We start from the raw sequence: 26,634 nt of genomic DNA on the forward strand, positions 1-26,634 counted from the left end.
GCGACCGTCAGGCAGCCGCGTGCTGGATGAGGGACTTGGGACGCATGTCCGTCCAGGTCCGCTCGATGTGGTCGAGGGCAGCCTCGCGGCTGCCGGCCGGCAGGACGGTGGTCCAGCCGTCGGGCACGGCGGCGAACTCCGGCCAGACGCAGTGCTGTCCCTCGTCGTTGACCAGGACCAGGAAGGTACCGTTCTCGTCGTCGAACGGGTTGTTCTTCATGATGCGTCCTCCGTGAATTCTGCGGCGCCTGCGCCGATGCCTGAAAGGTGCGCGGCGATGATGCGTCCGATCGCCCCCTGCGGTTCGGGGCGCATCATTCCGTCGTGGTCCGATTCGATGCTGTGGTGGGAAATCCGGCCGCCGATGTACGGGGCCCATTCCGCGATGGTCGGGGAGTTCTCGTCGGTTCCGAGGGCGGCGGACAGGAAGAGGACGTCCCCGCTGAAGCGGTCGGGTGTGAACTCGGCACTGAGGACGGCGTGGTTGCGCACGATCCGCAGCAGCCGGCCCAGCTGCTCCTCGTCCAGTCCCGCCAGCGGGTTGGCGTCCCGCCTGAACAGCTCCAGAACCTCGGTGAGCTGCGGCTCACGGCCCTGGAACAGCTCCGGGTCGTACCCGCAGTACTCCAGGATCTTCGCCAGCAGCGCCCGGTCGTCCGGGATGCCGTCGGGCTCCGGGACGGGGTAGCTGTCGAGGTTGGCGAGGAAGGCGACCCGGTGGCCGAGCGCTTCGAGCCGGGTGGCGCTCGCATGGGCGAGCAGTCCCCCGAACGACCAACCAATAAGATGGTAGGGCCCGTTGGGCTGAATTTCCAGAATTCTCCGCACATATTCCTGGGCCATTTCCGCAATCGACGACGGAAGCGGCGCTTCCGTGACAATTCCGGACGCCTGGAATCCATATACAGGGAATTCCTGGCCGAGATGTTCGGCGAGACCGAGATACGGCCAGCTGAGTCCGACGCCGCCGTGCAGGAAGAACAGCGGCGGGCGGGTGCCCTCGGGCCGGATGGCGAGCACCCTCTCGAACGCCTCGGTGAGCAGGGCGGGGCGCCGCTCAGCGGCCGGCGGCCGGGAGAGGGCGAGTTCGCCCGCCCGTGCGGCGAGCGTCCGCAGGGCACGGAACCACCCGTGAGCGAGTGCCTCGGCGGCCGGAGCGTCCAGCACTCCGCCGGCCCAGGTCCAGTTGGCGACCAGCTCGGGTCCCTGTGCGCCGTCCTCGACGAGCGTGTCCAGTTCGACGACATGGCCCAGCGGCATGCCGTCGGCGGCCGCGGCGAACGCCTCCCGGGACTCGGGAGCGGCCGCCCACTCACTTCCGTACGCCTCCACACCCGTGAAGCGGCCGAGGTAGTTGAAGCCGAGCTGCGGATTCACGGCGAGCGACCGCTCATGGGCGAGATGGCGCAAAATGCCATGGCCGAGGCCGTGTTCCGGCAGGGTGGCGAGTTGTTCCCGCACCTCCTTGACCGCCTGCTCGGGGCCGAGTCCCGCGGCCCGCAGCAGCACCGGGTGGGTGCTGGTGAACCAGCCGACCGTGCGCGAGAGATCGATGCCCGGGTGGAGCTGCTCCCGGCCGTGGGTCTCGACCTCGACCAGCGCACCCGTCCCGCGCCACTCCTCGACGGCGAGCGCGAGCGCCGCCAGCAGCAGGTCGTTGATCTCGGCCTGGAAGGCGGCCGGGCCACGCTCCAGGAGCGGGGCGGTGTCCTCGGCCGGGAGAGTCAGCCGCAGCCTGCGGGCCGTGGCGTGGGTGTCCCGCGCCGGGTCGAGAGCCCGGCTGCCGATCAGCGGTTCGTCCTGCCCCGACAGCGTCTGCCACAGGGACAGTTCGGGTGCGCGCACACCCTCGGCGCCCTGGGTGTGCAGCAGCTGCGACCAGTGCCGGAAGGATGTGCCGACCGCGTCGAGGGCCGTCTCGGGCGTCTCGTACGCGGAGAGCAGATCCGGCAGCAGGATGCGCCAGGAGACGCCGTCCACCACGAGGTGGTGCAGCATCAGGACCAGTCGGCCGGGCCGCTCGGGGCCACGGTCGAGCCAGACCGCCTGGAGACTGACCGCCTCGCGCGGGGCGAGCCGGTCGCGGGCGGCCGTCGACTGCGCGGTGACGGCCTGCCGCAGCAGGGCCTCGTCCTCGTACGCCCGGTGCGATGCATCAATACGGGTCAGCAGCGGGCCGGCCGGTACGGAACCGGGTTCGCCGGTCACCAGCCGCCAGTTCGCCGGTCCGTCGCCGATCAGGCGCAGGCGCAGGGCGTCGTGATGGTCGATGACCCGCTGGAGCGCGGCGGTGAGCCGGTCCTGATCGAGGGTGGCAGGAGTGGTGAGGACGACGGACTGGTTGAAGCCGTCGATGGGGCCGCCTTCTTCGAGCATGCGCAGCATGACCGGGGTGGGCGCCATGACACCCACGCCGTCGTCCGTGCCGACGGTGGGCACGGCTTCCGCCTCGCCGACGGCCGCGGCCAGGGCGGCGACCGACTTGTGGGTGAAGACGTCGGCCGCGGTGACGCTCAGACCGGACCGGCGTGCGCGGGCGACCACCTCGATGGAACGGATGCTGTCGCCGCCGAGGTCGAAGAAGTTGTCGTCGATGGAAACCTCGGGGAGTCCGAGGACGACGGCGAAGACTTCGCAGAGGGTGCGCTCGGCTTCCGTACGGGGCAGTCGAGCCGGGCCGGTGGACATCGCCGCCGGGTCGGGGGCGGGGAGGGCCTTGCGGTCGACCTTGCCGTTGCCCGTCAGGGGCAGGCTGGTGAGGGTGAGGAAGGCGCTGGGGATCATGTAGTCCGGCAGAATGCCCGCGAGCGTGGACTTCACATCCTGCGCGTCGCCGACGATGTAGCCGACCAGTCGGCCGTCGTGCACGGCGGCGGCGGCATCGGAGACGCCCTCGACGCTGCGGAGTGCGGTCTCCACCTCGCCCAGCTCGATCCGATGACCACGGATCTTGACCTGGTGGTCGACCCGCTCCAGGAACTCCAGCTGACCGTCCCGACGCTGCACCACCCGGTCACCGGTCCGGTACATCCGCGCGCCCGGCGCCTCCGCATACGGATCCGCGAGGAAGGTCACCGCCGTCTTACGCGTGTCGTCCAGATACCCGCGACCGACACCGACACCACCCACATACAACTCACCCGGAACACCCGGAACCACCGGCCGCAGCGCCGAATCCAGCACATACAACCGGGTGTTGCGCACCGCATGACCGATCGGCGCACGCGCCCCCAGCCCACTGCCCGCACCGATCACCGCATGCGTCACATCGTCCGAGCACTCCGTCGGACCGTACGCATTCACCAACGGAATGTGCGGGGCGAGCTCCAGCCACTGGCGGGCCAGATCGGCGGGCAGCGCCTCACCCGTGACCATCAGTCGGTCCAGCGGGGCGAGTTCGGGGCGCCCGAGGCCGTCCTGCCACGAGTCGACCGCCGCCTTCAGCAGCGACGGTACGACCTCCAGGACGGTGACCCCGTCCGTCGCGATCCGCCCGAAGAGCTCCTGCGGATCGGCCGCGGTCTCCCGCGACACCACGATCAGACGGCCGCCCACGATCAGCGCGGACAGCATCTGCCACACCGAGATGTCGAAGGTGACGGGCGCGTTGTGGACGACCACGTCCGAGGCGGTCAGGTTCAGGTCCTGCACCTTCGCGAGCAGATGGTTGACCATCCCCCGCCGGTGCACCATCGCACCCTTCGGCCTACCCGTCGAACCCGACGTGAAGATCACATACGCCAGGTCGTCCGGCTCTCCGGCGAGCGGTGCCAGAGCGTCCGGCTCGTCCTTCGCGCCGTTCCACGGGACGACGGTCGGCGAGGTGCCGGCCCGGGCCAGGATCTCCCGGGCGAGCTGCTCCTGTCCGGGGCCGACATACAGCGCGTCGGCACGGCTGTCGTCGAGCAGCGCGGCCGTACGAGCCACCGGGGCCCGCAGGTCCAGCGGCACCCACGCGGCCCCGGCGCCCAGCACGCCCAGCACGCCCGCCACAAAGGGCACACCCGGCTCGCAGAGCACGGCAACCCGACGGTCGGGACCCACCCCGGCCGCCGTCAGCCGCCGCGTCAACGCCGAGCCCAGACCGACCAGTTCCCCGTACGAGACGGTGGTCCGGGGGTCCTGGACAGCACGGTCGTCAGGGTGCAGCGACGCAATCGCCCTGATGCGCTCGACGACACCGACGTACGTGTCTTCCGCAGCCGTCGCCGACCAGCCGTCCTCCATCCGCCGACGCTCGGCGGGCAGCAGCGCGTCGGCCTCGTCGACCGGCCGGTCCGGGTCACCCACGAGCACGCCCAGCAGATGCGTCAGACGGTCGGCGATCGACTGCGCGGTAGCCGCACCGAAGAGGTCGCTGCTGTACTCCAGTACGGCCTCGATCCCGTCCGGCCTGCCCTCGGCCGTGCGCCGCTCGAAGAGCTCGAAGGCGAGGTCGGCCTTTGCCGTTCCCGTGGGGATCAGCAGCGGCTCGGACTCGGTCCCGGCCAGCTGCACGGCTGCCTCAGGGGTGTTGTGCAGGGTGAGCATGGTCTGGAACAGCGGGTGACGGGACAGCGAGCGGGGCGGCGCGAGGGCGTCGACCAGTGCCTCGAACGGCAGGTCCTGGTGTGCGTACGCCGCAAGGTCCGCGGCCCGGACCCGCTCGAGAAGCTCCCGGAAGGTCGGGGCGCCCGACAGATCGGTGCGCAGGACGAGAGTGTTCACGAACAGGCCGACGAGGTGGTCGAGCACCGGGTCGGTGCGGCCCGCGACGGGTGTGCCGAGCGGGATGTCGTCACCGCCGCCGAGCTTGGCGAGCAGCGCGGCAAGCGCGGCCTGCAGCACCATGAAGGTGCTGGCGCCCGACGTCCGCGCCAACTTCCCTATCGCCGTGTGCAGTTCGCCGTCGATACGGAACTCCACCGTGCCGCCCCGATAGGTCGGAGCCGCCGGTCGCGCATGGTCGGTGGGCAGCTCCAGTTCCTCCGGCAGCCCGGCCAGCGCCTCGCGCCAGTAGGACAGCTGGTCGTCCGCGACCGCGTCGAGCAGCTCGCGCTGCCAGAGCGTGTAGTCGGCATACTGGACCGGCAGCGGCGCCCAGGCGGGTGCCGCGCCCTGACGACGGGCCTCGTAGGCCTTCGCGAGATCGCTGCCGAGCGGGCCGATCGACCAGCCGTCCGCGGCGATGTGGTGGACCACCAGCAGCAGGACATGCTCGGTGGCACAGACCCTGAACAACTCGGCCCGCAGGGGCAGTTCGGCCGACAGGTCGAAGCCGCGCCGGGCCGCCGCCGCCACTGCACCTTCGGCCGACTCGGTCACCGGCAGCTCGATCCGTACGGCGTCGGCGTCCAGCACCTCCTGCCGTGGCCGGCCGTCCGTGTCCGGGTAGCGGGTGCGCAGCGCCTCGTGGCGCCCGACGACGTCCCGCACGGCGGCGGTCAGCGCGTCCACATCCAGCTCGCCGGTCAGCCGGACCGCGACGGGGATGTTGTATGCCGGGTTCTCCCCCTCCAACTGGCCGAGGAACCAGAGCCGTTGCTGGGCGGGCGAGAGCGGCAGCACCTCGGGACGTACGACCGGGACCGGAGCGGTCCGCGCCTCGCCCGCGCCCTCCAGACGGGCCCCCAGACCGGCCGGGGTCGGCGACTCGAAGACAGCGCGGACCGGCAGATCGACGCCGAGCGCGGCCCTGATCCGGCCGACCAGGCGGGTGGCGAGCAGCGAGTGCCCGCCGAGCTCGAAAAAGGACTCGTCGGGCCCGGGCGTCGCGGGCAGGCCGAGCACCTCGGCGAACGCTTCGCAGAGCAGCTGTTCCTGGGGAGTGCGCGGGGCACGTCCGGCGGCGCGCAGGGCGGGGTCGGGCGCGGGCAGCAGCTTGCGGTCGACCTTGCCGTTCGCGGTGAGCGGCAGCGCGTCCATGGCGACGAACAGCGGGGGCACCATGTGCGCGGGCAGCGTCTCGCCCAGGTGTGCGCGGAGCGCCGCCGGGTCGGCCGCCCGCCCCTCGACGGCGACCGTGTAGGCCACCAATTGGGTGTCCCCCGGCCGGTCCTCGCGCGCCAGCACGGTCGCCTGCGCCACATCCGCGTGTGCCGCGAGCGCGGACTCGATCTCGCCGAGCTCGATACGGAAGCCACGGATCTTCACCTGGTGATCCGCGCGGCCGATGTACTCGATCTGGCCGTCCGCGCCCCAGCGCACGACGTCGCCGGTCCGGTACATCCGGCTGCCGGCCGGGCCGTACGGGTCGGGCACGAAGCGCGTCGCGGTCAGCGAGGGCCGCCCGTGGTAGCCGCGGGCCACGCCGTCGCCCGCGATGTACAGCTCACCGATCGCGCCTGCCGGGGCCGGGCGCAGGGCGTCGTCGAGCACATACACCTGGGTGTTGGCGATGGGCCGGCCGATCGGCGGCACTCCGCCGCGTACGCCGTCGAGCGTCGCGGCCGTCGACCAGATGGTCGTCTCGGTCGGCCCGTAGACATTGGTGACCTCGCGGGCCTCGGCCCGCAGTGCGTCGGCGAGCGGCTCGCCGACGGCCTCGCCACCGATCAGCACCCGCAGTCCGGCGAGGGACTGGGGCTGCTCGGTCACCAGGGCGTGCCACAGGGTCGGGGTCGCCTGCATGACGGTGGCGTCGCTGTCGGCGATGAGCCGGGCGAGTGCGGCGGGGTCGCGTACGGTGTCGCGCTCGGCCAGGACGAGTTCGGCGCCGGCCAGCAGCGGCACGAAGATCTCCAGGTTGGAGATGTCGAAGCCGAAGGTCGTGACGGACAGGAAGCGGTCGTCCGCGCCGATCCGGAAGCGCTCGGTCATGTCGTGCACCAGATTGATCAACGCGCCCTGCGGTACGACGACGCCCTTGGGGCGGCCGGTGGAGCCGGAGGTGTAGATCGTGTACGCGGTGTCCAGCGGGTGCGGGTCGGGGGTCGCGACGGGCCCGGTGGGGCGGGCCGCGATCTGCTGTGCGGTCGCCTCTGTGTCGAGCGCGAGGTGAGGGCGCTCGGTGACGGCGGGCAGCGCGTGGGCGACGGCGGTCGTGGTGAGGACGAGCACCGGGGCCGCGTCGTCGAGCATGTAGCCGATCCGGTCGGCCGGATAGTCGGGGTCGAGCGGCAGATAGGCGGCGCCGGCCTTGACGACGGCGAGGGTGGCGATGACGAGGTCGGCGGAGCGCGGCAGGGCGATGGCGACGAGGGTGCCGGGGCCTGCGCCTTGCGCGACGAGCTCGTGGGCCAGCTGGTCGGCGCGGGCGTGCAGTTGGGCGTAGGTGAGCCGTTCGCTGCCGCAGCGGAGTGCGGGTGCGTCGCCCCCGGCCTCCCAGTCCTCAATCGCCGGACGGGCTTCATTTCCTGCGCTGGAGGCTCGGCCGGGCAAATCCAGCCCCGCCGGCGATTGAGGCGTGGGGTTCGGGGCAGAGCCCCGACGGACGCCCGCAGCCGCGGCGGCCTCAGCCTGGGACGGCTGAAGCGCACGCCCTTCGGGCGTGTCCTCAATCGCCGGACGGGCTTGATTCTTCAGCCCCGTCGACGATTGAGGTGCAGAGCCCTGACGGGCTTGAAATGCCAACTGCTCCCGAAGCGGGGCCGTCGGGTACTCCCGCCCCGTGTCGTTGTACCTCCGAAGCAGCCGCGCCCGCTCACCCGTGCTCAGCAGGTCCAGCCGCCCAAGCGGCACATCCGCCTCATCCGGCAACGCGTGAAGCAGCCGCAGCACACGCCCCGCGATCGCCCCCGCCTCCTCCCCCGTCACCAGGTCCGGCGCGTGGTCGAGGCGCAGCGTGAGCCGCTCCCCCGGCAGCACCAGCAGCGAGAGCGGGTAGTGCGTCGCGTCGCGGCCCTGGATGCCCGTGACCCGCAGGCCCGGGACCGCGTCGCGCAGGGCGTCCGAGTCGAGCGGGTAGTTCTCGAAGATCAGGACGGTGTCGAAGAGTTCACCGTGGCCCGCGTCCTGCTGGATGCGGGACAGGCCCAGGTGCTGGTGCGGCAGCAGCTCCGTGTGCTGCGACTGCGCGGTGGCGACGACCTCGGCGAGCGTGCGCGAGGCCGGGGCCGTCAGCCGTACCGGCAGGGTGTTGATGAACAGGCCGACCATCGACTCGACGCCCGGGATCTCCGGCGGCCGGCCCGAGGTCGTGGTGCCGAACACCACGTCGTCCCGGCCGGTCAGTGCCGACAGGACGACGGCCCAGACGCCCTGCAGAACGCTGGAGAGGGTGACTCCGCGCTCGCGGGCCCACGCGGTGAGCCGCTGGGTGGCCGCCTCGTCGAGCTCTCGTACACACCGCTCGGGGAGCACGGGAGTACGGCCGGGCGGGGCCGGGACCAGCCGGGTCGGCTCCTCCAGGCCCGACAGCAGCCGCTGCCAGGCGGCGGAGGCGGCCTGCTGGTCCTGGCCGGCCAGCCAGGACAGATAGGTCTTGTACGCGGTGACGGCGGGCAGCGACGCGGCGTCGCCCCCGGCCCCGTACGCCGCGAACAGCTCCTGGAGCAGGATCGGCATCGACCAGCCGTCCAGCAGGATGTGGTGGCAGGTGATGAGCAGCCGGTGGCTGTCCGGTCCCGTACCGATCAGCGTGAAGCGGATCAGCGGCGGGCGGCCGACGTCGAACGGCTCCGAGCGGTCCCGGTCGGTGAGTTCCGTGAGCTCGTCCAGATCGCCCGCTGCGGCCGGCTCCCGCCAGGGGACGGGCACTTCGCGCGGGATCAGCTGAACCGGCTGCCCGTTCTTGCGGTACCGGAAGCCGGCGCGCAGATTGGCGTGGCGGCGCAGCAGTCCGGCGGCCGCGGCCTTGAGGGCGGCCCGGTCGAGGGGTCCTTCGAGGTCGAGGACGAGCTGCACGGCGTACACGTCGAGCTGCTGCCGGTCGTAGACGGCGTGGAACAGCAGCCCTTCCTGGAGCGGCGTCAGCGGCAGTACGTCACTGAGGCCGCCGCCCGCGCCCTGTGGTCTTCTCGTGGTCCCACTCACAGATCCGTCCCCCACTCATCCGCAAACTCGTTCTCGAACTCGTCGATCTCGCCCTGGTCCAGGCCGTCCACCAGCGACAGGTCCGACGGTGTGAAGCCCCCGGCGTCGGGCCGCGCGGCATGCTCGACCAGGGCCTCCAGCGCGCGGAACCAGCCGCGGGCGATCGCCTCCGCGTCCGCGTCCGCCACCGTGAGCCCCGCCCATGCCCAGTCGGCGACCAGGCGCGGCCCCTCGGGCCGGTCCTCGGTCCGGGCGTTGACGCCCAGCGCGTGCGGCAGCGGCATGCCCGGGTCGGTGCCGGCCGCCACGTCCAGGGACTCGGCGGCGAGCTGCCAGTCGGCTGCCTCCGGAATCGCCATCCGACCCAGGTAGTTGAAGCCGAGCTGGGGCGCCGGGTAGCCGCGCAGCCGCTCGGCCGTTTCCGGGTTGAGATGGCGCAGCAGGCCGTGGCCCATGCCGTGGTCGGGCAGCTGCCGCAGCTGCTCCTTGATCTCCTTGAGCACCTGGCCGACGGACGGGCCGCCCGCCGTGATGTCGTCCCAGTCGGGCAGCCCGACATCGAGCCGCACCGGGTGGGTGCTGGTGAACCAGCCGACCGTGCGGGAGACGTCGGTCCCCGGCACGATCTGCTCGCGCCCATGACCCTCCAGCTCGAGGAGGACGTCCTGCGGCTCGTTCCGCTGCCGCCGCCAGTCGGCGACGGAGAGGGCGAGCGCGGAAAGCAGTACGTCGTTGATCTCGGCGTGGAAGACCGCGGGGACCTCGGTCAGCAGCGCGGCCGTTCGCTCGGCCGACAGCTCCAGACGCAGCCGGTGCGCGGTGGCCGCGGTGTCCTGGGCCGGGTCGAGCGGACGCCGTCCGACCGGAGGCTCGCCACCCCTCAATACCTCTTCCCACAGGGGCAGTTCGGCCGCACGGCCGGCGGCCTCCTGGTGGAGCAGCCGCGCCCACTGCCGGAACGAGGTGCCGACCGGTGCCGGCGCCTTGTCCGGCTGCTCGTACGCCTGCGCCAGATCGGGCAGCAGGATGCGCCAGGAGACACCGTCCACCACCAGGTGGTGCAGGGTCAGCAGCAGCCGTCCCGCGCGCCCGGCGCCCGCGTCGATCCAGACGGCGCGCAGCACGTCGCCCTCGCGCGGCGCGAGCTCGCGCCAGGTGCGGTCGGCCGCCTGCCGTACGAGGGCGGGCAGTTGGGCCTCGGCGACGCTCGAAGCGTCCACCCGCCGCAGCACGTCCCCGGCCCGTACGGATCCCGCCTCGCGGATCTCGTCCCCGTGCAACCGCAGCACGTCGTGGTGGTCGAGCACGCTCTGGAGCGCGGCCGCGATCCGCTCGTACGTGGCTCCCGCCGGAGTCCGTACGACCGCCGCCTGGTGGAAGCCGTCGACCGGTCCGGGGATCTCGTCCAGCCAGCTGGTGATCGGTGTGGGCAGGACCGTGCCGGTGCCGTCCCCGGCGCCGACGATCTCGACCTGCTCGGCGGCGCGGGCCGCCAGTGCCAGACCCTGCGGGGTCCGGTGCACGAACACGTCCTGCGCGGTGATCGCCAGGCCCGCTTCCCGTGCCTTGCTGACCAGCTGGATGGAGCTGATGCTGTCGCCGCCGAGGTCGAAGAAGCTGTCGTCGGCGCCGACCTGCTCCAGGCCGAGCACTTCGGCGTACGCCCGGCAGAGCGCGGCCTCCCGCTCGTTCGCCGGGGCACGGCCCGAGGTCACCGTGGTGTAGTCGGGCGCGGGCAGGGCCCGGCGGTCCAGCTTGCCGTTGCCGGTGAGCGGCAGCTCGTCGAGGACGACGACGGCGGCCGGGACCATGTGCTCGGGCAGCGCTGCGGCGAGGTGGTTGCGCAGCTCCCGCGCATCGGCTTCAGCCGTCGGTACGGCGTAGGCGACCAGGCGCTTGTCGCCGGGACGCTCCTCGCGGACGATCACCGCGGCCTGCGCGATGTCGTCGCGGGCGAGCAGTACGCCCTCGATCTCGCCCAGTTCGATACGGAAGCCGCGCAGCTTGACCTGGTCGTCGACACGGCCCACATAGTCGAGGCTGCCGTCGGCGTTCCAGCGCACCAGGTCGCCGGAGCGGTACATCCGGCCACCGGGCTCCTTCGCGAAGGGATCGGCGACGAAGCGTTCCGCCGTCAGCGCGGGGCGGCGGAGATAGCCGCGGGCCAGCTGCGCGCCGCCGATGTACAGCTCGCCCGTGACGCCCGGCGGCACCGGCCGCAGCCGCGCGTCGAGGACGTACAGCCGGGTGTTGTGGAGCGGGAAGCCGATGGGCGGCTTGACCGCGCCGGACAGCGGCAGGCTGATGCTGGAACAGACGGTCGCCTCGGTCGGGCCGTACGCATTGCGCATCACGCGCCCGCGCGACCAGCGCTCGACCAGCTCGGGCGGGCAGGCCTCGCCCGCGACGACCAGCTGCATGCCCTCGGGCATCGGCCGGTCCGCCGGCCAGGCGGAGAGCACGGTCGGCGGCAGGCAGACCATGGTGATGCCGCTGCGGGCCACGAGGTCGGCAAGCGGCTCGCCGGGTCCGCGCTCCTGTGCGGTCGACAGCACCATCGTCGCCCCGGACAGCAGTCCGATGGACAGCTCCCAGGTCGCGGCGTCGAAGCTGTACGAGGCGAACTGCAGCCAGCGCGTGCCGGGACCGATGCCCATGCGCGGGCCCTGGTCGGCGACCATCACGGCGACCGTGTGGTGCTCGACGACGACCCCCTTGGGCCGGCCGGTGGAGCCCGAGGTGTAGATGACGTACGCCGGGTGGCGCGGGGTCAGCGGCCCGGTCCGGTCGGCATCGGTCGGGGCTCGTTCCGGTCGTGCGGCGATCGCGGTCCTGACGGCAGGCTCGTCCAGCAGGAGCCGCTCCACGGACGCATCGCCAAGACTCGTGGACTCGGCGGCCATGGTGAGCGCGAGCGCGGGCCGCGAGTCGTCGAGCATGTAGGCGATGCGGTCCAGCGGATAGGCCGCGTCGATCGGAAGGTAGGCCGCACCCGCCTTCAGTACGGCGAGCAGCGCGACCACCATGTCCGGCGAGCGCGGCAGCAGCAGAGCGACCAGGTCGCCGGGGCCGGTGCCGCGGGCGATCAGCTCATGCGCGAGCCGGTTGGCGCGGGCGTCCAGCTCCGCGTAGCTGACGGTCAGTTCGCCGAAGACGAGCGCCGGGTGCGCGGGCTGCTCGGCTGCCTTTGCCGCGTACAGCTCGTGCACGGGCGCGATGTCGACGTGCTGCGTCGGTCCTGCCCACGCGCCGAGAATGCGGGCGGCCTCGTCGGGCAGCAGCGCGTCGGCCTGGCCAAGACGGCGGTCGGGGGCGCCGACCAGGATGTCCAGCAGATGCGTGAGGCGATCGGCGATCGACTGTGCGGTGCCGGCCGTGAAGAGGTCGGTGCTGTACTCCAGTACGGCGTCGATGCCGGCCGGCGAGCCGTCGGCGGTGTGCCGCTCGGTCAGCTCGAAGGCCAGGTCCAGCTTGGCGGCGCCGGTGCGTACCGGGGTCACTTCGAGGTCCAGTCCGGGCAGCGCCAGTTCGGCTGCGGCGTTGTTCTGGAACGCCAGCAGCGTCTGGAACAGCGGCTGCCGCGACAGCGAACGGCTGGGCGCGAGTGCATCGACCAAGGCCTCGAAGGGCAGGTCCTGATGGGCGTATGCGGCGAGATCCGCGTCACGCACCCGGTCGAGCAGCTCCCGGAAGGTCGGGTCCCCGGACAGATCGGCCCGCAGGACGAGGGTGTTGACGAAGAACCCGATCAGCTCGTCCAGGGCCGCGTCGGTGCGGCCCGCCACCGGGGTGCCGAGCGGGATGTCGGTGCCCGCACCCAGCTTGGAGAGCAGGGTCGCGAGCGCGGCCTGCAGCACCATGAAGGTGCTCGCGCCCTGTCCGCGCGCCAACTGGACGGCAGCAGCATGCAGTTCGCCGTCGATGCGGAACTCGACCGTGCCGCCCTGATGCGTGGAGACGGCGGGGCGGGGGTGGTCGGTCGGCAGCTCCAGCTCCTCCGGGAGACCGGCCAGCGCCTCCTTCCAGTGGGCGAGTTGCTCGTCCGCCACCGCGTCGAGCAGCTCGCGCTGCCAGAGCGTGTAGTCCGGGTACTGGACCGGCAGCGGCGCCCAGTCGGGGGCCGCGCCTTCGAGCCGGGCGCCATAGGCCTCGGCCAGATCGCGGGCGAGCGGGCCGATGGACCAGCCGTCCGATGCGATGTGGTGCAGGACGAGGAGCAGGACGTGCTCGGTCGGCGCAAGACTGAACAGCTCGGCACGGAGCGGGAGTTCGGCCGCAAGATCGAAGCCGCGTACGGCCGTCGCGGTCAGTGCCTCGGGCAGCGCGTCCTCGGTGATCGCCGTGACGGGCACGTCGATGCGCGCTTCCGCCGCGGGCAGTACCTGTTGCCGGGGGCGTCCCGAGGTGTCGGGGAACACGGTGCGCAGGGCCTCGTGGCGGGCCACGACATCGCCCAGGGCCGCGGTGAGGGCCGCCGCGTCCAGCGTGCCCGTCAGCCGTACGGCGAAGGGCAGATGGTAGGTCGCGGAGCCGTTCTCCAGCTGGTTCAGGAACCACAGCCGCTGCTGGGCCGGGGAGAGCGGCAGCTCTTCGGGGCGTACGGGAGCCGCGGCGAGCGCGGGCCGTAGAGCGGATCCGTCGGTGTCCGCGAGATGGTCGGCGAGCGCCGCGACGGTGGGGGCCTGGAAGAAGGTACGGATGGCGAGTTCCACGCCCAGCCGGGTGCGGACCCGGGCGGCGACCTTGGTGGCGAGCAGGGAGTGCCCGCCGAGGTCGAAGAAGTTGTCGTCGATGCCGATGGCGGGGAGCCCGAGGACCTCGGCGAAGATCTCGCAGAGGGCCTGCTCGCGCGGGTTGCGCGGGGCACGCAGATCGGCGGAGACGGCAGCGGGGTCGGGGGCAGGGAGGGCCTTGCGGTCGACCTTGCCGTTGCCGGTGAGCGGAAGCGCGTCGAGGATCACGAAGGCGCTGGGGATCATGTAGTCCGGCAGAATGCCCGCGAGCGTGGACTTCACATCCTGCGCGTCGCCGACGATGTAGCCGACCAGTCGGCCGTCGTGCACGGCGGCGGCGGCATCGGAGACGCCCTCGACGCTGCGAAGTGCGGTCTCCACCTCGCCCAGCTCGATCCGATGACCACGGATCTTGACCTGGTGGTCGACCCGCTCCAGGAACTCCAGCTGACCGTCCCGACGCTGCACCACCCGGTCACCGGTCCGGTACATCCGCGCGCCCGGCGCCTCCGCATACGGATCCGCGAGGAAGGTCACCGCCGTCTTACGCGTGTCGTCCAGATACCCGCGACCGACACCGACACCACCCACATACAACTCACCCGGAACACCCGGAACCACCGGCCGCAGCGCCGAATCCAGCACATACAACCGGGTGTTGCGCACCGCATGACCGATCGGCGCACGCGCCCCCAGCTCACTGCCCGCACCGATCACCGCATGCGTCACATCGTCCGAGCACTCCGTCGGACCGTACGCATTCACCAACGGGATACGGGACTCCAGCTCGACCCAGATACGGGCGAGATCCGCGGGCAGTGCCTCACCCGTGACCATCAGCGCGCGCAGCGGTTCCAGCGCGGGCCGAGGCGTCCCCGCCTGCCAGGCGTCGACCGCCGCGCGCAGCAGCGACGGCACGACCTCGAGCACGGTCACGCCATTGGTGACCACGCGCCCGAAGAGCTCCTGCGGATCGGCCGCGGTCTCCCGAGACACCACGATCAGACGGCCGCCGACGATCAGCGCGGACAGCATCTGCCACACCGAGATGTCGAAGGTGACAGGCGCGTTGTGGACGACCACGTCGGTCGCCGACATGCTCAAGTCCTGCACTTTCGCGAGGAGATGGTTGACCATCCCCCGCCGGTGCACCATCGCACCCTTCGGCCTACCCGTCGAACCCGACGTGAAGATCACATACGCCAGGTCGTCCTCAGCACCAGCCAGCTCCACGAGAGCCGTCTGCGGATCGCGCGACCCATCCCAGGTCACCACCTTCGGCGTGGCGGTCGCCCGGTCCACGATCTCCTTGACCAGGTCTTCCTGGCCCGGTCCGGCGTAGAGAACATCCGCTCCGCTGTCGTCGAGCAGCGCGGCGGTGCGCGCCACCGGAGCCCGCAGATCCAGCGGCACCCATGCAGCCCCGGCACCCAGCACACCCAGCACGCCCGTCACAAAGGGCACACCGGGCTCGCAGAGAACCGCGACCCGGCGGTCGGGACCTGAGCCCGCGGCCTTCAGCCTGCGCGTCAACGCCGAGCCCAGACCGACCAGTTCGGCGTACGAGACCGAGCGCTCTTCGTCCTGGACGGCAACCTTCGCGGGCTTGGCGACCGCGACAGCCCTGATGCGCTCGACGGCACCGACGTACACATCGTCCCAGGCGGTCTCGCCCCACTCCTCGCTCAGCACCCCGAGCTCGTGCGGCAGCAGCACGTCCAGCTGCCCGAGCACCGCGTCCGGTCCGGACTCGGCGATCTTCTCCAGCCAGCCGAAGAGCCGCTTCTGGTGCAGCTCCAGTTCGTCCTCGGTGTAGAGGGAGGGGTTGGCGTCGAGGCGTACGGCATAGCCGTCGGCGGCCGCGTCGAGATAGATGATCTGCATGTCGTCGACGGGGCCCGTCGAGAGGTTGTGCAGCCGTCCCGCGCAGGCACCGAAGGTGAAGTCGAAGCCGGACTCCAGGACATTGACGGTCGGGCCGAGCGAGCGGCCCGCGTCGCCGGTGAAGCCGAGGTCACGGCGGACCTGGTCACCCCGGTAGTTCTGGTGCCGCAGCGTGGCGCGCAGTTCGCCGGCGCTCTCCTTCAGGAACTCCGCCAGCGTCTGGCCGGGACGCATCCGCACCGGATGCGGCAGGAAGTTGGCCCGCATGCCCGGCACCGCGCGCGCGGCGGCGGTGGCGCGGGCCGGGACGGCGAGGGTGAGCAGGGCGCGCTCGACGCCCGCGGCCCGCTGGACGTAGGCGCCCGTGGCGGCGATGAGCAGCGTCTGCCAGGTGATGCGGGTGTCCCAGGCGAGCGCCCGCAGCCGCTCGACGGTGGCCGCGGGCAGCAGGGCCTCGCGCCGCAGGGATCGGCGGGCGGGCACGAGCGGGCGCGTGGAGAGGCTGACCGGCTCGGGCGTCGTCTCGAACCGGGCCTGCCAGAAGGCGCGTTCCTTCTGGTACTTGGCCGTCGCGGCGAACGCGTCCTCGTCGTCCAGCAGCGTCTGCGGGCCGGGGAAGCCGCCCTCGGCGTCCGGGTCCGCATACAGCGCGGCGAGCCGGTTGTAGATGAGGACCCGGCTGAAGCCGTCGACCAGGATGTGGTTGACGCGGATGTAGAACACCGCGTGCTCGGGGCCGAGTTCGAGCAGCACCGAGCGCAGCGTGGGCACGGTGAGGTCCGGCGGTGCGAGCAGGTCCTGCCGCATGAACTCCTCGGCGGCCCGGCGCGGCCGGTCCTCGCCCGACAGGTCGATCGTCTCGACCGGGAAGTCCTCGACGGGGGCGAAGTCCTGGCGCGGCTCGCCGTCGTGCTCGGTGAACCGGGCGCGCAGGGTGGCGGCTTCGCGCAGCACGCCCTGCCAGGCCGCGGCCAGCCGGGCGGCGTCGAGCGGGCCGTGCAGCTCGAGGTAGTCGCCCATGGTGAACACGGGGTTGCCGGGGTCCGCCTGCTGCCCGTACCACATCTCGCGCTGCGCGGCGGAGAGCGGCAGCTGCTGCGCGGGGTGAGAGGGGGTCATGACTGCAGTGCTCCAGAAGAGAGATCGGTCATTTCCTGGCCGTCGGCGTCACTTTCGCCACCGCCGTCGCCATCGCGTTCGCCATCGTCTTCGCCTTGGCCTTGGCCTTCGAGGTCTCCGTAGATGTCCCGGACCCAGCTCGACTGATAGACGGTGTCGAGGTAGCGCTCGCCGAGGTCGGGCGCGATGGCGACAGCCGTGACGTCCTCGCCGGGCCGGTGCTCGGCCAGCCAGCGGAGCGCGCCGCTGACGACCGTGCCGGTGGAGCCGCCGAAGAGGAATCCGCCGCGGGCAAGGGTGTGGCAGGCGCGCACGGTGTCGGTCTCCGGGACGTGCACGACGTCGTCGACGTACGACGTGTCGAGCAGCGCGGGCCTTACGCCGGTGCCGAGACCCGGGATCATGCGGCGGCCCGCGGGGCCGCCGAAGGTGACGGAGCCGTCGCTGTCGACGGCGACGATCGTGACCGGGCGGGGCTGCTCCTTGAAGTAGCGGGCGCAGCCCATCAGGGTGCCGGTGGTGCCGGCGCCGATGAACAGCAGCTCCAGAGCCGGGAACTGCTTCTCGATCTGGGGAGCCGTGGTGCGGTAGTGGGCCCGCCAGTTGTCCGGATTGGCGTGCTGGTTGAGCCAGACATAGCGCGGGCTCGTGGCCAGCAGCCCCTGGACGTACGCGAGTCGGGCCGCGAGGAATCCCCCCTCCGCGGCCGGCTCGGAGACCGTGTGCACCTCGCTGCCCAGCGACTCGATGACCTTGCGCGTGGCGAGGTTCGTCCGCGAGTCGACCACACAGATGAAGCGGTAGCCCTTGGCGGCGGCGATGACGCTGAGCGCCACTCCCAGGTTGCCCGACGAGGACTCCACCAGGATCGAGTCCTGGGTGAGTTCACCGCTGCGTTCGGCGGCCTCGATCATGCTCGCGGCTGCCTTGAGTTTGATGGAACCGGCGAAATTGAATCCCTCACACTTGAGATGCAGCGGAAATCCGTACATTTCACGGAGATTTACATAGAGGTCTTCGGTGTTGAACTCCTGCGGCGCCGATATGACCGGCATGACTCCCCCAAATCGACCAGATCATCGCGCGGCCGACGTGCGGTACACACGCAGGCTCAGCGGTACAAGAACTGCAATGAGAACGCTGAGAGTGATCAGCGAGACAATCACCGGATGCTCCACCGGGAAGCTCCGCGAGGTGACGGCGCCGGTGTTCCCCCACAGCTGCCGGCAGGCCTCGGAGACGGCGCTGACCGGATTCCACTCGGCCACCGCGCGCAGCCAGCCGGGCAGCCCGGTGAGCGGCATGAACGAGCTGGAGAGGAAGGAGAAGAGGACCAGCAGCAGTGCGGCGACGCCGTTGATCGCTTCCAGGTTGCGCATCACCATGCCGAGCAGCGCGCCGACCCAGAGCATGGCGTACGCGAAGGCCAGCAGCAGCGCGAACCCGGCGACGGTCTCCCCCACCGTGCCGTGCACACGCCAGCCGACCAGCAGCCCGGTCAGGGCGACGACGGTGATGCTCATGGCGGCCGTGACCAGGTCGGCGAGCGTGTGCCCGACCAGGACCGTCGCCCGTCCCATCGGCAGCGAACGGAACCGGTCGATCAGGCCCTTGCCCAGATCGCCCGCGACCCCGATCGCGGTGATGCCGATGCAGGAGAGCCCGACCTGGGCGAACACCCCGGCCATCACGTACTCGCGGTATTCGCCGCTGTTGTCGACCTGAACGACGCTGGCGAAGAGATAGCCGAGTACGACGACCATGGTGACCGGTGTGAGCGCCACCCCGATGACCTTCTCCGGGGTGCGGCGCAGATGGCGCAGATGACGGCCGGTGAGGGCCAGGACATCGCTGCCGTGGGCGAGCGCCGAGCTCATCGTGCGGCCTCCGCTTCCTTCGTTTCTACGGGTCCGGCGGACTGTCCGGTGAGGTGGAAGAACACGTCGTCGAGGGACGGGCGGCGGAGCGCGAACTCCTCGACGGCGATGCCGGCGTACTCCAGCGCGGTGGCCGCGGACGCCAGTGCGCCCATTCCGTCCGGCAGTTGTACGGAGACGGTGCGCTGCCGTTCGTCCAGCTGCGGCGCGTTCAGCGCCAGCGGGGCCAGCGCGGCTGCGGCGGTCGCAAGCGTCGCCGCCTCGCTGACCGAGACCTCCAGGCGCTCGCCGCCCACCTTCCGCTTCAGCTCGTCGGAGGTGCCTTCGGCGATGACCTGGCCGCGGTCGATGACCAGGATCCGGTCGGCGAGGAAGTCGGCCTCTTCGAGGTACTGGGTGGTGAGCAGGACGGTCACACCGCGGTCCACCTGCTCCTGGACCATCCGCCACAGCGTGGCGCGGCTGGCCGGGTCGAGTCCGGTCGTCGGCTCGTCGAGGAAGAGCACCTCGGGCGAGGCGATCAGACAGGTCGCGAGGTCGAGCCGGCGCCGCATGCCGCCGGAGTACTCCTTGGCGGGCTTGTCCGCGGCGGCCTCCAGCTCGAACTGCGCGAGGAGTTCGGCGGCGCGGGCGCGGGCGCCGTTGCGGCCGAGCCGCAGCAGCCTGCCCAGCAGTACGAGGTTCTCGCGGCCGGTGAGCAGTTCGTCGACGGCGGCGTACTGTCCTGCCAGGCCGATGCGACGGCGTACTTCGCGCTGCTGCCTGACGATGTCGAAGCCCGCGACACGGGCGGTTCCGGCGTCGGGTTCGAGCAGGGTGGCGAGCATTCTGACCGTGGTGGTCTTGCCCGCGCCGTTGGGCCCGAGAAGACCGAGCACGGTGCCCGCCCGGACCGACAGGTCCACGCCGCCCAGGGCGCGATGGCTGCCGTACTGCTTCGTCAGACCTTCGGCCTCGATCGCGGTATTCACACCTTCCCCCCTTCTTGGAATACTTGGAGTTCTGGAATTGAGTGAATCTTCCGACGAGAATTGAACGTAACCGGCCGTATGGCCGGAAGGAACGCATTCCTGTTGTCCGAAGACTGCCGTTGCAGGTTCCTGCAACCGTCCTGTACTGGGGCTTGGCAGGATGCTGCAGCTGCACTCAACTGCCACTTCCATGGCAGGAGTTGACCTTGGGAAATCTTTACGCTGATTCCCATTGAAGGCAACGTCCCCCATCGGGAGAGGTAATGGCGAGTCAACGCAATCTGGCGGCTTCACTGGGAGGCTGGAGCGCCCGGCACCGCAAGACCGCGGTTTTCGGGTGGCTCTTCGCCGTCATCGCGCTCACGGTGCTGGGCGGTATGGCAGGACAGCAGAATCTGACGGAGGCGGACTACGGCACCGGTGAGTCGGGGCGCGCCGCCCGGATCCTCGTGGATGCCGGCATCCGCACTCCCGCGGCCGAGATGGTCCTGGTCCACAGCGACCGACTGACGGCGGACAAGACCGAGTTCAAAAAGGCCGTGACCGACGCGGTCGCCGCCGTCAAGGGCACGGGCCTGGCCGAGAAGATCGGCGACCCGTACCAGACCGGCGCCGTCTCCAAGGACAAGCACGACGCCCTGATCCAGTTCTCGGTGAAGGGTGACCCGGACACGGCCGCCGACCGCATCAAGCCGGTCATCGACGCTCTTGCCACGACGGACGAGGCCCACTCCGCCGTGACACTCGGCGAGTACGGCGCGGCCAGCGGCCTCAAGGGCATCAACGACTCACTCGGCGAGGACTTCACCCGCGCCGAGTACACCGCCGTTCCGGTCGCGCTCGGCATCCTGCTGGTCGTCTTCGGCGCGCTGCTCGCCGCCGTACTGCCGCTGGTGCTCGCGATCACCGCGTGCGTCGCGGCGATGGGCCTGCTGGCGCTCTCCAGCCATCTCGTGCCGGTCGACGCGATGACCAACTCGGTGATGCTGCTGATGGGTCTGGCCGTCGGCGTCGACTACTGCCTCTTCTACATCCGCCGTGAGCGCGAGGAGCGTGCGGCCGGACGCGACAAGGCGACCGCGCTGCGCATCGCCGCGGCGACCTCGGGCCGCTCGGTGCTGATCTCCGGTCTCACCGTCGCCGTCGCCATGGCCGGCATGTTCTTCTCCGGCCTGACCGTCTTCGAGGGCTTCGCCATCGCCACCATCGAGGTCGTGCTGATCGCGGTGCTCGGCTCCATGACGGTGCTGCCCGCCGTGATGGCGATGCTCGGCGACAAGGTCGAGCTCGGCCGTATCCCGGGCCTGCGCCGCAAGGCGCGCGTGCGGCACGCGAACGAGCGTCCCGGCAGGCTGCTCGGCGCGGTGCTGAAGGTGCCGGCGCTCTTCGCGCTCATCGGCATCGCGGGGCTGCTTGCACTCGCCGCGCCGGCGCTCGACATGAAGACCGAGAAGCTGGGCTTCGACCAGTTGCTGCCCGCCGACAACGCGACGGCGGCCACCGCCCAGCGGATCGAGAAGGCCTTCCCGGGAGCCCCCGCCCCGGCCCAGATCGTCTACAAGGCCTCCGACATCGGCTCCGCCGCGTCCACGCAGGCCATCGAGGACTTCAAGAAGCAGGCCCTGGCCTCCGACCAGGTCAAGAACCCGATCGAGGTGAGCCTCCACAAGGCCGAGAACATCGCCGTGATCAGCGCCCCGCTGGCGGGCGACGGCCGCGGCGCGACCTCGGTGAAGGCCCTCGAGACCCTGCGCGACGACATCATCCCGGCGACGCTGACGAAGGCCTCCGGCACCGAAGCACCCGTCGGCGGCGACCTCGCCTTCTCGACCGACTACAACGACCAGCTCAAGTCGAGCATCGTGCCGGTCTTCGCCTTCGTGATGGGCATCAGCTTCCTGCTGATGCTGCTCTGCTTCCGCTCGCTGGTCGTCGCGATCACCGCGATCGTCCTCAACCTGCTGTCGGTGGCCGCCGCGTACGGCGTGATGACCGCGGTCTTCCAGAAGGGCTGGGGCGACGAGCTGGTCGGCACGACGGCGGTCGGCGCGATCGAGTCCTGGATGCCGCTGTTCGTCTTCGTGGTCCTGTTCGGCCTGTCGATGGACTACCACGTCTTCGTGGTCTCCCGGATCCGCGAGGCCCACGACCGCGGCGCCGACAACATCAAGGCCGTCGCACACGGCATCCGCTCCACCGCCGGTGTCGTCACCAGCGCGGGCATGATCATGGTCGCCGTCTTCGCGGTCTTCGGCACCCTGTCCATGCAGGACTTCAAGCAGCTGGGCATCGGCCTGGCCGTCGCGGTCTTCCTGGACGCGACGCTCGTACGGGCCGTACTGCTGCCCGCCGTGATGGCCCTGCTCGGCGAGTCCAACTGGTATCTGCCGCGCTGGCTGAAGTGGCTGCCGGAGCTCTCGCACGGCGAGGAGGCGGCCGACGCCCCCGCATCGGCGCCGCAGGTCTCCTCGGCGCACCGCACACGTCTCGTCAACCACTGAGAGCCAAGGACCTACGACATGTACGAGTTCAGCGTCATCGGCGGCAAGACCGCGCGGGAGATCATCGGAGCGTCCCGACCGGAGATCGTCGACGTCGTACGCGACACCTACCTCGCTCACCACGCGGGCGACTCGGTGAACCCCGACAGCTACTTCCTCCGCTTCCCCGAGAAGCCGGACGCCCGCATCATCGCGCTCCCCGCGCACCTGGGCGGCGGCGCCGACGTCTCCGGCATCAAGTGGATCAGCAGCTTCCCGGCGAACATCGAGCGCGGCATCCCGCGGGCGTCGGCGGCCCTGCTGCTCAACGACTACGAGACGGGCTACCCGTTCGCCTGCCTGGAGGCCTCGCAGATCAGCGCGGCCCGCACGGCGGCGTCCGCGGTGCTCGCGGCGGAGCAGCTGACCGGCGGGCGCACGGCGGGGAAGCTCACCGTGGTGGGTGCGGGCATCATCGCCCGCAACATCCTGGAGTTCTTCAAGGCCCGCGACTGGGGCGTCACTTCGGTGACGGTCCACGACAAGAGCGAGGAGTACGGCGCGGCGCTCGCGGCGCATTCCACCGGTGTCCTGGGCTACCCGGCGGCCACCGAGTCCTCGCTGTCCACCGCCCTCACCGGCGCGGACGTGGTGGTCCTCGCGACGACGGCCGCGGAGCCGTACATCGTGGACCCGGACGCCTTCGCGCCCGGCCAGGTGGTGCTCAACATCTCGCTGCGGGACATCGGCCCGGAGCTGATCGACGGGGCGTACAACATCCTCGACGACGTCGACCACTGCCTGAAGGCCAACACCTCGCCGCACCTGGCCGAGCAGAAGTACGGCGGCCGCGACTTCATCACCGGCACGCTCGCGCAGGTGGTGAACGGCGAGGTGACCGTCGGCACCGACAAGCCGGTGATCTTCTCGCCGTTCGGGCTCGGCGTGCTCGACCTGGCGGTCGGCCTGCATGTGTTCCGTACGGCGAAGGAGTCGGGCGCGGCGGTGGAGATCGAGGACTTCTTCGGCGAAACGACGCGCTGGTAGTTCCGGCCTCTTCCGCCCGCGGCCCGTCCGGTGTCCCCCGCCGGACGGGCCGCGCCTGTGTGTCTACGTACGGATGGCCCGCAGCTCGAACCAGACGGCCTTGCCGATGCCGTACGGCCGGGGCTCGGCGCCCCATGCGTCGGCGAGGGCATCGACGAGGGCGAGCCCGCGCCCCGACTCGTCGTCCGCGCACGCGGTGCGCGGCCTCGGCATGGCGTCGCTCGCGTCGTGGACCTCCACACGCAGAACGGCTTCACTCAGCACGCACCGCGCGGCCACCTCCCGCCCGACCGGGACGCGGGCATGACGGCAGGCGTTCGTCATGAGCTCGCTGAGTAACAGCACGGCGGTGTCGGCCAGTTCGTCCGGGATCTTCCAGTCCCGCGCCTGCTCGGCGAGAAGCGCGCGGGCCCGGCCCACGCTTCGGGGAGTGCGCGGCAGCCGCCACTCGATGTGCTGGTTCATGGCTCATACGGTGGTGGCGCAGGCATAGCCTCTGGAGTAACGAGGTGGGTACGGAGGGTGGTTGTACCCGGCGGGTACCAGAGGAGGCGACCGTGACGGAGACGTGGCGGTACTGCGGAAACCAGATCAAGCTGTGGCGTACGCAGGCGGGGGTGAGCCGCGAGGAGTTGGGCAAGGAAGCGAATTACGAGTACGAGTCGGTCAAGTCGATGGAACAGGGGCGACGACGGCCGACGGTACGGCTGTTGCAGGTGGCGGACCAGATGTGCGGGGCGCAGGGGAAGCTGGCCGCGGCGCAGGAGTTCTTGAAGCCGGAGCCGTTCCCGGCGCGTTCGCAGGACTTCATGACGGCGGAGGCCGAGGCCATCGCCCTCAACTGGTACGAGCCGCTGCTGATCCCTGGTTTGCTCCAGACCGAGGAGTACGCACGGGCGTTGATCAGTGAAAGCTGTCCGCCACTGGACGACGAGACGGTTGAGGAGCGGGTTCGTGCCCGGATGCAGCGGCAAGAGGCGCTGACCCGCAGGACGAGCACGATGTTCGGCTTCGTCGTGTACGAGGCGGCGCTGCGCACATTGGTGGGCGGACAGGAGGTCGTGCAAAGGCAGTTGCACCGGCTCCTGGAGACGGGCAGTCTGCGGAACGTGTCGATCCAGGCACTGCCGATGGGCAGGTGCAGCGGCGTGGCACTCAACGGCCCGCTGGTCCTGCTGGAGACCCCCGACCATGAGCACTGGGCCTGGGCCGAAGGCCAGGACACCAGCGCGCTGTACACCGATCCCGCCAAGGTCAGTGCCCTGACGCAAGCTCATGACATGATCCGAATGAACGCCCTCAGCATCACGGAATCGGCGGAGTTCATCAGGAAGGTGGCAGCAGAGCTATGAGCGACCGACTCGCATGGTTCAAGTCCAGCTACAGCGACAGCGAAGGCGGCGAGTGCATCGAAGTCGCCCTGGACTGGCGGAAGTCCACGTACAGCGACAGCCAAGGCAGCGCCTGCGTCGAGGTCGCCACCTGCCCCCACACCGTCCACGTCCGCGACTCCAAGCTCGGCGAGACCAGCCCCCGGTTCGCCATACCCGCCCCCGCGTGGACCGCGTTCCTGGCCGCTCTCTGAGGGTGCGCCTCGGCCCTTACCCCCGGCCCCCGCACTACGGTGGCCAGGTGACCAACACCCAGACCTGGGATCCCACCGCCCCCGGCGTCCTGCGCCTTCCCTCCGGACGGCTCGTCCGGGGCCGCGCGCTGCGCCGGCCCCTGCCCGCCGGTCCCGAGCCCACGTACGCCGTCTATCTGCTCGGCAAGCAGCCGCCCGAGGTCCCCTGGGAAGCGACGTGGCTGCGCTGGCGGGACTTCCGGCTGCCCAGCAGCCGGTCGGACGCCCGGGCCCTGCTCGGCGAGGCATGGGACCGCGCCTCGGTCGGGCGGGTCGAGATCGCCTGCGGCGGCGGCCGGGGCCGCACCGGCACCGCGCTGGCCTGTATCGCCCTGCTCGACGGTGTGCCGACCGACGAAGCGGTGGAGTTCGTACGCCGTAACTACGACCCGCACGCCGTCGAAACCCCCTGGCAGCGCCGCTACGTACGCCGCTTCGCCGACTGACCGGCGCGGCCGCCCCAGGCGCGGCAACCGCCGACAGGGTGACGAGGGCAACACCGGCCCGTTTTCTTTCCCCCGCGGCAACGGAATCCGCAGGCGTATGGACCACTCGGCCGGTCCTTTCGAAGGAATGCGGGCACTCTCACCGGCCGAACACGCAAAATCGGACATTCTCACCACCACCCCGTGGCCGAAAACATCAAGCGATCAGCGTTACGCGCCCGTATCCTCACCGACATGCAGGTGATCCAGTCGACGAAGCTCGCAAACGTCTGTTACGAAATCCGGGGCCCGGTCCTCGAGGAGGCGATGCGGCTTGAGGCAGCGGGTCACCGCATCCTCAAGCTCAACACCGGCAACCCCGCCGCCTTCGGTTTCGAGTGCCCGCCCGAGATCCTCGAGGACATGCTCCGCAACCTCGGCGGGGCGCACGGGTACGGCGACGCGAAGGGTCTGCTGTCCGCACGCCGCGCAGTGATGCAGCACTACCAGACCAAGGGCATCAACCTGGACGTCGAGGACATCTACCTCGGCAACGGCGTCTCCGAGCTGATCCAGATGTCGATGCAGGCGCTGCTCGACGACGGCGACGAGGTGCTCGTACCGGCCCCGGACTACCCACTGTGGACCGCGTCCGTCTCGCTGGCGGGCGGCACGGCCGTGCACTACCGGTGCGACGAGCAGGCCGACTGGATGCCGGACCTCGCCGACATCGAGCGGAAGATCACCGACCGCACCAAGGCGATCGTGATCATCAACCCGAACAACCCCACGGGTGCGGTGTACGACGACGAGATGCTGCGCGGCCTCACGGAGATCGCCCGCCGGCACAATCTGATCGTCTGCTCCGACGAGATCTACGACAAGATCCTCTACGACGGCGCCACGCACACCCCGACCGCCGCGGTCGCCCCGGACCTGATGGTCCTCACCTTCAACGGGCTCTCCAAGAACTACCGCGTGGCGGGCTTCCGCTCCGGCTGGATGGCGGTCTGCGGCCCCAAGGCGCACGCGGCCTCGTACATCGAGGGCCTGACGATCCTGGCCAATATGCGGCTGTGCGCCAACATGCCCTCGCAGCACGCGGTGGCCACGGCGCTCGGCGGGCGGCAGTCGATCGAGGACCTGGTGCTGCCGGGCGGGCGGATCCTTGAGCAGCGGGACGTCGCGTACGACCTGCTCACCCAGATCCCCGGCGTGACCTGCGTGAAGCCGAAGGGTGCGCTGTATCTGTTCCCGCGGCTCGACCCCCAGGTCTACAAGGTCAAGGACGACCGGCAGATGGTGCTCGATCTGCTGCGCACCGAGAAGATCATGGTGGTGCACGGCACGGGCTTCAACTGGCCGGAGCCGGACCACTTCCGGATCGTGACGCTGCCGGCGGCGAAGGATCTGGCGGATGCGGTGACGCGGATCGGGACCTTCCTGGACGGCTACAGCCAACCCTGAGCAAAGATTCACGACCGAGCTCAACTTTAGACAGATTCTAAGCTAGGATGGCCTT

Annotated in this window: 13 protein-coding genes; 6 read left to right on the forward strand and 7 right to left on the reverse strand. The window is 70.7% G+C overall.

The features are described 5' to 3' along the window. Positions 1 to 7: 7 nt before the first annotated feature. From ACI2LP_RS12050 to ACI2LP_RS12075, 6 genes are read right to left on the reverse strand one after another with little or no spacing between them, the layout of a single operon-like run. Positions 8 to 220, reverse strand: coding sequence for an MbtH family protein (locus ACI2LP_RS12050; RefSeq protein ID WP_360885245.1), 213 nt, complete (start codon positions 218 to 220; stop codon positions 8 to 10). Next, positions 217 to 8,952 (reverse strand): amino acid adenylation domain-containing protein, encoded by an 8,736-nt coding sequence (locus ACI2LP_RS12055; protein WP_404724383.1) that lies wholly within the window; start codon positions 8,950 to 8,952, stop codon positions 217 to 219. Before ACI2LP_RS12055 ends, ACI2LP_RS12050 begins: the two co-directional genes overlap by 4 nt. Continuing rightward, positions 8,949 to 16,688: an amino acid adenylation domain-containing protein gene (locus ACI2LP_RS12060; protein ID WP_404724384.1), complete on the reverse strand. Its 7,740-nt coding sequence runs from the start codon at positions 16,686 to 16,688 to the stop codon at positions 8,949 to 8,951. The genes ACI2LP_RS12055 and ACI2LP_RS12060 overlap by 4 nt, the downstream gene beginning before the upstream one ends. Continuing rightward, positions 16,685 to 17,743, reverse strand: a complete 1,059-nt coding sequence (gene sbnA / locus ACI2LP_RS12065; protein WP_404724385.1) for a 2,3-diaminopropionate biosynthesis protein SbnA — start codon at positions 17,741 to 17,743, stop codon at positions 16,685 to 16,687. The genes ACI2LP_RS12060 and sbnA overlap by 4 nt, the downstream gene beginning before the upstream one ends. Before the next feature lie 21 nt (positions 17,744 to 17,764). Further along, the gene (locus ACI2LP_RS12070; RefSeq protein ID WP_404724386.1) at positions 17,765 to 18,565 is read right to left on the reverse strand and encodes an ABC transporter permease; all 801 of its coding nucleotides are present in this window, start codon (positions 18,563 to 18,565) and stop codon (positions 17,765 to 17,767) included. Beyond that, positions 18,562 to 19,536, reverse strand: coding sequence for an ATP-binding cassette domain-containing protein (locus ACI2LP_RS12075; RefSeq protein WP_404724387.1), 975 nt, complete (start codon positions 19,534 to 19,536; stop codon positions 18,562 to 18,564). The genes ACI2LP_RS12070 and ACI2LP_RS12075 overlap by 4 nt, the downstream gene beginning before the upstream one ends. 263 nt (positions 19,537 to 19,799) lie before the next feature. On the opposite strand from ACI2LP_RS12075, the gene ACI2LP_RS12080 reads away from it, so the two are divergent. After that, positions 19,800 to 22,037 carry an MMPL family transporter gene (locus ACI2LP_RS12080; RefSeq protein ID WP_404724388.1) on the forward strand — a complete coding sequence of 746 codons (2,238 nt, stop codon included), beginning with the start codon at positions 19,800 to 19,802 and terminating at the stop codon, positions 22,035 to 22,037. A gap of 18 nt (positions 22,038 to 22,055) precedes the next feature. Then, on the forward strand, positions 22,056 to 23,063 hold the full coding sequence (gene sbnB / locus ACI2LP_RS12085) for a 2,3-diaminopropionate biosynthesis protein SbnB (protein ID WP_404724389.1): 1,008 nt from the start codon (positions 22,056 to 22,058) through the stop codon (positions 23,061 to 23,063). A gap of 63 nt (positions 23,064 to 23,126) precedes the next feature. On the opposite strand, the gene ACI2LP_RS12090 is transcribed toward sbnB, so the two are convergent. Then, complete coding sequence (locus ACI2LP_RS12090) at positions 23,127 to 23,528, reverse strand: ATP-binding protein (RefSeq protein ID WP_404724390.1); 402 nt, start codon at positions 23,526 to 23,528, stop codon at positions 23,127 to 23,129. Between the two features lie 92 nt (positions 23,529 to 23,620). Between ACI2LP_RS12090 and ACI2LP_RS12095 the strand changes: the two genes are divergently transcribed. From ACI2LP_RS12095 to ACI2LP_RS12110, 4 genes are all read left to right on the forward strand, one after another. Then, on the forward strand, positions 23,621 to 24,415 hold the full coding sequence (locus tag ACI2LP_RS12095) for a helix-turn-helix domain-containing protein (RefSeq protein ID WP_404724391.1): 795 nt from the start codon (positions 23,621 to 23,623) through the stop codon (positions 24,413 to 24,415). Beyond that, a complete protein-coding gene (locus ACI2LP_RS12100; protein WP_404724392.1) occupies positions 24,412 to 24,648 on the forward strand; it encodes a DUF397 domain-containing protein in 237 nt (78 codons plus the stop codon). The genes ACI2LP_RS12095 and ACI2LP_RS12100 overlap by 4 nt, the downstream gene beginning before the upstream one ends. A 47-nt stretch (positions 24,649 to 24,695) precedes the next feature. After that, positions 24,696 to 25,133, forward strand: a complete 438-nt coding sequence (locus tag ACI2LP_RS12105) for a protein phosphatase (RefSeq protein ID WP_404724393.1) — start codon at positions 24,696 to 24,698, stop codon at positions 25,131 to 25,133. A gap of 234 nt (positions 25,134 to 25,367) precedes the next feature. Further along, positions 25,368 to 26,579 carry a pyridoxal phosphate-dependent aminotransferase gene (locus ACI2LP_RS12110; protein ID WP_404724394.1) on the forward strand — a complete coding sequence of 404 codons (1,212 nt, stop codon included), beginning with the start codon at positions 25,368 to 25,370 and terminating at the stop codon, positions 26,577 to 26,579. Positions 26,580 to 26,634 lie beyond the last annotated feature (55 nt).

The sequence above is a fragment of the Streptomyces sp. NPDC019890 genome, from assembly GCF_044903445.1.
Lineage (GTDB): Bacteria > Actinomycetota > Actinomycetes > Streptomycetales > Streptomycetaceae > Streptomyces.

What these genes read in the sequence shown, in the direction of transcription:
- sbnB (WP_404724389.1), top strand. Translation starts at nt 22,056, where the DNA reads ATGTACGAGTTCAGCGTCATCGGCGGCAAGACCGCGCGGGAGATCATC.
- ACI2LP_RS12070 (WP_404724386.1), bottom strand. Translation starts at nt 18,565, where the DNA reads ATGAGCTCGGCGCTCGCCCACGGCAGCGATGTCCTGGCCCTCACCGGC.
- ACI2LP_RS12110 (WP_404724394.1), top strand. Translation starts at nt 25,368, where the DNA reads ATGCAGGTGATCCAGTCGACGAAGCTCGCAAACGTCTGTTACGAAATC.
- ACI2LP_RS12100 (WP_404724392.1), top strand. Translation starts at nt 24,412, where the DNA reads ATGAGCGACCGACTCGCATGGTTCAAGTCCAGCTACAGCGACAGCGAA.
- ACI2LP_RS12060 (WP_404724384.1), bottom strand. Translation starts at nt 16,688, where the DNA reads ATGACCCCCTCTCACCCCGCGCAGCAGCTGCCGCTCTCCGCCGCGCAG.
- ACI2LP_RS12090 (WP_404724390.1), bottom strand. Translation starts at nt 23,528, where the DNA reads ATGAACCAGCACATCGAGTGGCGGCTGCCGCGCACTCCCCGAAGCGTG.
- ACI2LP_RS12050 (WP_360885245.1), bottom strand. Translation starts at nt 220, where the DNA reads ATGAAGAACAACCCGTTCGACGACGAGAACGGTACCTTCCTGGTCCTG.
- ACI2LP_RS12080 (WP_404724388.1), top strand. Translation starts at nt 19,800, where the DNA reads ATGGCGAGTCAACGCAATCTGGCGGCTTCACTGGGAGGCTGGAGCGCC.
- sbnA (WP_404724385.1), bottom strand. Translation starts at nt 17,743, where the DNA reads ATGCCGGTCATATCGGCGCCGCAGGAGTTCAACACCGAAGACCTCTAT.